The organism is uncultured Limnohabitans sp. (genome assembly GCF_937889215.1).
In the GTDB taxonomy this organism is placed as follows: domain Bacteria; phylum Pseudomonadota; class Gammaproteobacteria; order Burkholderiales; family Burkholderiaceae_C; genus Limnohabitans_A.
The window spans coordinates 1-2,748 of sequence record NZ_CALBEX010000125.1; the positions used below are offsets into that span (position 1 = coordinate 1).

A 2,748-nucleotide genomic window follows, 5' to 3' on the forward strand; every position below is an offset into this window, starting at 1 on the left:
GGCATCTGGATGAGTTATTCCAACCGCGTGCAAAGCACCGTCAACCCGGTGCTGGACGTGATGCAAACCTTACCCAGTTTTGTGTACCTGATTCCAGTGGTGATGCTGCTGGGGATCGGGCGCGTTCCGGGCCTGATTGCGGTGGTGATTTACGCCGTGCCGCCCATGATCCGTTTCACCAACTTGGGCATTCGCATGGTCAGCGCCGAACTGCTGGAGGCGGCCGATGCCTATGGTTCTGCGCGTTGGCAAAAATTGTTGCAAGTGCAATTGCCATTGGCTCTGCCCACCATCATGGCGGGTGTGAACCAGACCATCATGTTGGCACTGTCCATGGTGGTGGTGGCGTCGATGATTGGTGTGCAAGGCCTGGGGCAACCCGTGTTACGCGCCATCACCAACCAATACTTTGCCATGGGCTTGCTCAATGGTTTGGCCATTGTGGTGATCGCCATCTTGTTTGACCGCTTGTCGCAGGCCTATGGCCAGCGTCTGCAAAAGCACAGGGAGATGCAGCATGGCTGAAGCCTTGGGCATTGAGATACGCCATCTCTACAAAATCTTTGGCCCAACGCCAGAAAAGTGCATGGCACTGGTCGAGCAAGGCATGGGCAAAGACGAATTGCGCGATGTGCACGGCCATGTGCTGGGCTTGCGCGATGTGAACCTGAGCATTGCCCCTGGACAAATTCAGGTGGTGATGGGTTTGTCGGGTTCGGGCAAAAGCACCTTGATCCGACACATCAACCGCTTGATCGAGCCGACAGCCGGTGAGGTCTGGGTGGGTGAGCAAGACGTGCTGAAGATGCGGCCATCCAAACTGAGGACGTTCAGGCGTAAGCAGGCGGCCATGGTGTTTCAGAAGTTCGCGTTGTTTCCGCACCTGACGGTGCAAGAGAACGTGGAATACGGACTGCGCATTCAGGGCATCCGCAAAGCCACTCGCCAAGCGCAAGCGCTGAGTTGGATCGAGCGCGTGGGCCTCAAGGGCTATGAAACCCATTACCCCAACCAGTTGTCGGGCGGCATGCAGCAGCGCGTGGGCCTGGCCCGCGCCTTGACCAACGACGCCCCGATTTTGCTGATGGACGAAGCGTTTTCTGCACTGGACCCGCTCATCCGCAGTGACATGCAAAGTGTCTTGCTCGACTTGCAACAGGACTTGGGCAAGACCATTGTGTTCATCACGCACGACTTGGATGAAGCGCTGCGCCTGGGCGACCGCATTGCCATCTTGCGCGACGGAGAAGTGGTGCAACAAGGCACCGGGCAAGAGATTTTGCTCAAACCCGCCGACGATTACATCAAGAGCTTTGTGCGCGAAGTCAACCGCGGCCGGGTGATCCGTTGCCGAACCTTGCTGCAAGCAGGGCCAGCCACCGAGGGGCCCACCGTGGACTCGCAGTTGGTGATCGAAGAAGTGGCACGACTGCTCAGCGCCGAAGGCAAAGAGTCGGCCAACGTGACCAACACCAAAGGCAAGCACCTCGGTGTTGTGACCATGACGGACATCATTGCCGCCATGGTGCCGCCCAGGGACTGATTATGCTGACGATTCGGCTCCACGATGATGGAGTGGATGAAGTGAATGACTGTCATTCTTCCGGGTCGGACTTTTGTGGTCCGACGTTTCATCCGCCTGCAGAGTGACATCATCAAAGGGTTGTGGTCCACCTGCCTCACGTCGGACCTGAAGGCACCGACTTACAAAAGAGGCACAGCAAGCCTCAAGCTGAAGACTTCACTGGGCTGAATCATGAGACGTTAGCCTTCAAGCCAGCGCCTTCTTGAGCCAGTCGGCAAAGGCCGCGCATTCCCAGCGCTCCATGGCGCCCGTGCGCCAGCACAGGTAGTGTGCATGGGGGCTGGGCACGCTGCGTTCAAACAAGCGCACCAGTTGGCCATTTTCAAGCCATGGTGCGCCCAGTTTGGTGCGGATCAGGCCCACGCCCAGGCCTTGGGCTGCGGCGTCACACATCAAGCCGATGTCGTTGAACGACGAGCCGTCGGTGGGTTCTGGCCAGTCCAGGTCGTGCGCGGCAAACCAGGTGCGCCAAGGCTCCAGCGGGCTGCGCAAGAGTGCCACGCCTTGCAGGTCTTCAACGCTGGCAAACGGGCCGTTCTCGCGCAGCCAAGCCGGTGATGCCAGTGGCGTCACATCGTCCTTGGCCAAACACACATGCTCCACATCCGAGTAGCGACCGGTGCCAAAGCGCACCGTCAGGTCGGCGTCTTCGGCCACCACATCGAGCAGGGGAATGCTCACTTGCAGCGTGATGTCGATTTCGGGGTAGGCATCTAGGAAATTTTTCAAGCGCGGCATCAACACCGAGCGCGCAAAGGTGGGGGTGACCGCCAAGCGCAGCTTGCGCCGACCCGGTGTGTTGCTGGCGCTGGGAAAGCGTTGCAGCGACACCAGGCCCTCGCGCACATGTGCCAGGTATTCGATGCCTTCGGTGGTGAGCGAAAAATCGGCCCGGCCAAAAAGTTTGGTGCCAATGATTTGCTCGAGCTGCTTGACGCGGTGGCTCACGGCGCTGGGCGTCACACACAGCTCTTCGGCTGCTTGGGTCACGCTGCGCAAGCGGGCCAGTGCCTCGAAGGTGAGCAGGCATTGAATGGGGGGAATGCGCGAGTGGACCGACATGGTGCTGGCCTGTTATTTGAAAATCACGGTCTTGTGACCGTTGATCAGCACGCGGTGCTCACTGTGCCATTTGACAGCACGGGCCAGCACTTGGCTTTCGG

At 59.1% G+C, this 2,748-nt stretch carries 3 protein-coding genes; 2 read left to right on the plus strand and 1 reads right to left on the minus strand.

Going from position 1 to position 2,748, the window contains the following annotated elements:
• On the plus strand, nt 1-525 hold a 525-nt coding region (locus Q0341_RS03290), incomplete at its 5' end, for an ABC transporter permease subunit (RefSeq protein WP_299510537.1).
• Entirely contained in the window at nt 518-1,543 is a 1,026-nt protein-coding gene (locus tag Q0341_RS03295; RefSeq protein WP_299510539.1) for a glycine betaine/L-proline ABC transporter ATP-binding protein, read from the plus strand. The genes Q0341_RS03290 and Q0341_RS03295, both read left to right, overlap by 8 nt.
• Before the next feature lie 228 nt (nt 1,544-1,771).
• On the opposite strand, the gene Q0341_RS03300 is transcribed toward Q0341_RS03295, so the two are convergent.
• On the minus strand, nt 1,772-2,647 hold the full coding sequence (locus Q0341_RS03300) for a LysR substrate-binding domain-containing protein (protein ID WP_299510540.1): 876 nt from the start codon (nt 2,645-2,647) through the stop codon (nt 1,772-1,774).
• Nucleotides 2,648-2,748 lie beyond the last annotated feature (101 nt).

What these genes read in the sequence shown, in the direction of transcription:
- Q0341_RS03295 (WP_299510539.1), top strand. Translation starts at nt 518, where the DNA reads ATGGCTGAAGCCTTGGGCATTGAGATACGCCATCTCTACAAAATCTTT.
- Q0341_RS03300 (WP_299510540.1), bottom strand. Translation starts at nt 2,647, where the DNA reads ATGTCGGTCCACTCGCGCATTCCCCCCATTCAATGCCTGCTCACCTTC.